The 3811-nt window shown below is 66.4% G+C and carries 6 protein-coding genes; all 6 read left to right on the forward strand.

What is annotated here, in order from left to right; translation table 11 throughout:
• A partial coding sequence (locus FVW20_RS09490; protein WP_196609230.1) for a YmfQ family protein occupies positions 1-529 on the forward strand: 529 nt, incomplete at its 5' end.
• 13 nt (positions 530-542) lie between these two features.
• Positions 543-1304 carry a phage tail protein gene (locus FVW20_RS09495; RefSeq protein ID WP_196609231.1) on the forward strand — a complete coding sequence of 254 codons (762 nt, stop codon included), beginning with the start codon at positions 543-545 and terminating at the stop codon, positions 1302-1304.
• Between the two features lie 8 nt (positions 1305-1312).
• Positions 1313-1801 (forward strand): tail fiber assembly protein, encoded by a 489-nt coding sequence (locus FVW20_RS09500; RefSeq protein ID WP_196609232.1) that lies wholly within the window; start codon positions 1313-1315, stop codon positions 1799-1801.
• Positions 1802-1806: 5 nt separating this feature from the next.
• Positions 1807-2667: a hypothetical protein gene (locus FVW20_RS09505; protein ID WP_196609233.1), complete on the forward strand. Its 861-nt coding sequence runs from the start codon at positions 1807-1809 to the stop codon at positions 2665-2667.
• Positions 2668-2679: 12 nt separating this feature from the next.
• On the forward strand, positions 2680-3048 hold the full coding sequence (locus FVW20_RS09510; protein WP_196609234.1) for a phage tail fiber protein: 369 nt from the start codon (positions 2680-2682) through the stop codon (positions 3046-3048).
• 9 nt (positions 3049-3057) lie between these two features.
• Positions 3058-3811 (forward strand): hypothetical protein (locus FVW20_RS09515; protein WP_196609235.1); only part of this gene is annotated, 754 nt, incomplete at its 3' end.

A 3811-nucleotide genomic window follows, 5' to 3' on the forward strand; every position in this document is an offset into this window, starting at 1 on the left:
GCGCGAGCCGGGCAGCGTGCTGGACAGCCTGCTGGATGCCATGGCGCAGGAGCCTGCCCGGCTGGACGCCAACGCGCACCGCCTGCTGGCGGAGCTGGACCCCGCGCAAGCGCTGGCCCTGCTGCCGGAGTGGGAGCGCATGTGCGGCCTGCCGGACACCTGCACCCAGGGCGCGGAAACCATTTCCCAGCGGCGTGACGCCGTGGTGCTGAAGCTGACCGCACGCGGGGCCCAGACGCCCGCCTATTTCGCGGAGCTGGCAACCCTGCTGGCCAACGCGCCTTGCACCATCCGCGAGTACAGGCCCTTTCGAGTTGGCATGTCTGCCGTGGGTGACAGCCTGTACAACGGCGATTGGCCGCACACGTTCACCGTGCAGGCCCCTGCGGAGCCCATCTGGACCTTTTGCGTGGGGCACAGCGCCGTGGGTGAAACCCTGCGCACCTGGGGCAACGAGCAGCTTGAATGCGGCATCCGCAAGGAGAAGCCCGCGCACACCATTGTCACCTTCACCTACGGGGCGGAGTAGCCCAGGAGGAACCATGCACAGAATCGACGGCCCCGGCGCCACCGAAGACAACCGGTTTTCCGAGGGCAGCCCCACGCTGGGCATCCCCCCCACCATGGTCACGGCGGACTGGGCCAATGCGGTGCAGGAAGAGGTGACCACCGTCATCGCCGAAGCCGGGATTGCCCTGGACAAGGAAGACAACGGGCAGTTGCGGGACGCCATCAACGCGCTGATCGCGGCGGCTGTTGCCGCCGTCATCGTCGATCCCGTGGCCAGCACCCGCGACATGCTGGCGGGGGGGATCATCGAGTGGGAGGCCGCTGTCATCCCCACGCTTACCGACGGTCTGCCGTTGGGACTGGAGCTTGACGGGGCCATCGTCTCTCTGACCACGTATCCCCGCCTGCTGCGCAAGTGGGCGGGGGCGGGGACAAACGGTACCGTCCCCGCGTGGTACCGCTGCACCGTGGGCGGCACGCGCGATGCCGCCGGGGGTTACATCAAGCTGCAGGACAGGCGCGGCGAATACTCGCGCGGGTGGGACCACGGGCGCGGCGTGGATACCGGACGTGTGCTGGGAAGCTCGCAGGGGTCTACCAGCATGAGCAACGGCACCCTGTATGTCGGCGGTACACCGGGGGCAGGTATCATCCAATCCATTTCAGGCATGGAAAACACGGCGTCGGTGAGCCAAAGCACCGCAAACAGCAGTGCTGCAACGGCAAGCACGTCTATCACCACCGGGGATGTGCGGGTGCGCAACGTATCCACCATGTACATCGTGCTGGTCTAGGAGGGCATATGCATATCCTTGTCTATGAGCGCGACACCCGCGAATACTTGCGTGCCGAAGATTGGCAGCCCCCTCACCCCTGGGTTGCCCTGCCCGCCGATGCTGTGGCGGCTGATGCCGTGCTGCTGCCGGACGTCCGCGTGGGGTTTGCCCGCGTGCTCACCATGCAGGCGGATGGCTGGGAGTACGTAGAGGACCACCGGGGCGAGGCTGGCTGGCTGCCAGACGGCACACCGCACACCGTAACGGAGCTGGGGCCGCTGCCGGAAGGGTGGAGCGAGGTGGCTCCTGCCAAGACCGATGAGCAGGCCGCTCGAGATGTGCGCGCCAGGCGTGATTCCATGCTTTCTGCTTGCGATTACCTGATGATGCAGGACTACCCGCTTGACGCGGCGAGCCGCGCGGAGTGGGTGGCCTACAGGCAGGCCCTGCGTGACCTTACCGCGCAGGTAGGTTTTCCCGTCACCGTCAACTGGCCGGAAATACCGGGAAAGTAACAGCAATGACAGTCGAACTTGCCACCCCGACGCCGGGAGTCGAAGTCAACGATCCACGCGGTCGCACTGCGGTTGACCCGTCACTATTCCAGCAGCCGCGCACCCGCATCATCATGTCAACCGGGCAATCCATGCTCGGAAACTGGGCGGACTGCTCGCCCGTGCCTTTCGATCCGTCCCATCCGTGCTACGAACTCAACATTTTTGACGGGCTGATTCGCCCGTGTGACGGTGGGCCGATTTCGAACATGAATCAAGGGCCGCACCAGTCGTACGACCAGTTTCCGCAGCGCCTCAGCGTGCTGGATTATTGGGGCAAGTACCTGTGTGCCCAGGGTAAAAACGACCGTGTTCTGGTGTGCGGCCTGAACATTGGCGGCACGCCCGCCGCGCATTGGGCGCCGGGAACAGGGCTTTTTAATCGCGCGGTGCTTGCCCTGCGGATGCTGGAGTCCATGGGCCTGACGCCCACGGAATGGGTGCATGCAATCGGTCATGGGGACCGTATGGCCTCGGAAAGCCAGCACCTTTCCGTTGAAATGACGTCCGCAAGGTTCGCGGCTCACACCGTTGCTTTCATCGACGGCATGCGGGCAGCGGGATACGCCGGGAAAATTTTGCTGGGGTTGGGATGCTGGCAAAGCATCGCCGTAGAAGCGAAGCGTATAGCCGTCGTCACCGGGCAGCAGATGGCGGCAGAAGCAACGGGCGTGACGCTTGGCGCTAACGACGATGCCTGGATTACGGCGCAGATGCGGCCTGACGGGTGTCATTGGTCGGAGGCGGGCCGGTGGGCGAGTTTCTTCGCCGTCAACGCAAGCCACCCGGAGTATTCATGGACGTCGTTTTTCACAACGATGCCTTAGCAGGAGGACACCATGGGCGCATCCGTCGCCGTTCGCAATGCCATGCTTTCCGCCGTTGTCGCCACGCACCTGTCCTTGCACAGCGCGGACCCCGGCGATACCGGGGCCAACGAGCTGTCCGGGGGCAGCCCGGCATACGCGCGCAAGGCCGTTACCCTGGGGGCGGCGGCAGACGGCGTGCGCTCCGTCGCCAGCCTGCCTACCTTCGACGTGCCAGCGGGCGCGGTTGTCAGTCACTGGAGCCTGTGGAACGGCAGCACCTGGGCGTGGGGCGGCCCGTTCCTGGACGATGAGGGCCTGCCCACCACGGAGCCGTACAACAACCAGGGGTTCTACACGCCAAAAGAGGTGACTTTGCCCCTGCAAACGCCGGACGCGTAGGCCGCACGCATGACCATCAACTGGCAGACGCCCGGCGCCATCGCCTATTCCGCATCCGGCGGCGGCAGCGTGGCCCCCGCGTACCCCGCCGGATGCGCAGAGGGTGACAAGCTGCTGCTGCTGGTGGGGCAAAAGCCCTCCACGGCCAACGGCGGTGGCGTCACCACGCCGTCGGGCTGGTCCCTTGTGGCCAGCCTGACGGGCGCCGGGGGATACGGCACGTCTTTGGCGGCAGACACGGGCAACACCAACCTGTGGGCCTATGAACGCACCGTGCCCGCCGGTGGGTTGTCAGGCTCGCTCACGGTGGCCCTTTCCGGCAACGGGGTGGCGTGGGCCATCATGCTGCGGCTGACAACGGACAACGGCGCGTGGGATTCCGTGGCCGGTACCACCGGCAGTGATGCCACGGCGGGCAGCGTCAGCGTTGCCTTTGCCAGCAACCCGGGCGTGACGGCGGGCGACCTGGTGGTGGCCGCCCTGTGCATCCCCACCGACGTATCCACCCCCGCGCAGTTTTCCGGCCAGGCAATCAGCCAGGCCGGGGTGACGTTTGGCACTGTGTCCGAGGTGGGCGAGCCGGACAGCAGCACGGGCAACGACATCGGCGGCATGGTCTGCCGCGCCGCCGTGGCCAGCGGCACCGCCACCGGCAACCCCACCATGACGGCCACGGCCAGCGGCACCACCACCAATGTGCGGGGCCCCGCGCTGTTTCTGCGGGTGCGCGAAGGGGCAAAGACGGCATCCGGGCGGTGCGTGG

This window comes from Nitratidesulfovibrio oxamicus, from assembly GCF_015731765.1.
Lineage (GTDB): Bacteria > Desulfobacterota > Desulfovibrionia > Desulfovibrionales > Desulfovibrionaceae > Cupidesulfovibrio > Cupidesulfovibrio oxamicus.

Excerpts from the sequence above, each read along its gene's own strand:
- FVW20_RS09495 (WP_196609231.1), top strand. The coding sequence starts at position 543 with ATGCACAGAATCGACGGCCCCGGCGCCACCGAAGACAACCGGTTTTCC.
- FVW20_RS09500 (WP_196609232.1), top strand. The coding sequence starts at position 1,313 with ATGCATATCCTTGTCTATGAGCGCGACACCCGCGAATACTTGCGTGCC.
- FVW20_RS09505 (WP_196609233.1), top strand. The coding sequence starts at position 1,807 with ATGACAGTCGAACTTGCCACCCCGACGCCGGGAGTCGAAGTCAACGAT.
- FVW20_RS09510 (WP_196609234.1), top strand. The coding sequence starts at position 2,680 with ATGGGCGCATCCGTCGCCGTTCGCAATGCCATGCTTTCCGCCGTTGTC.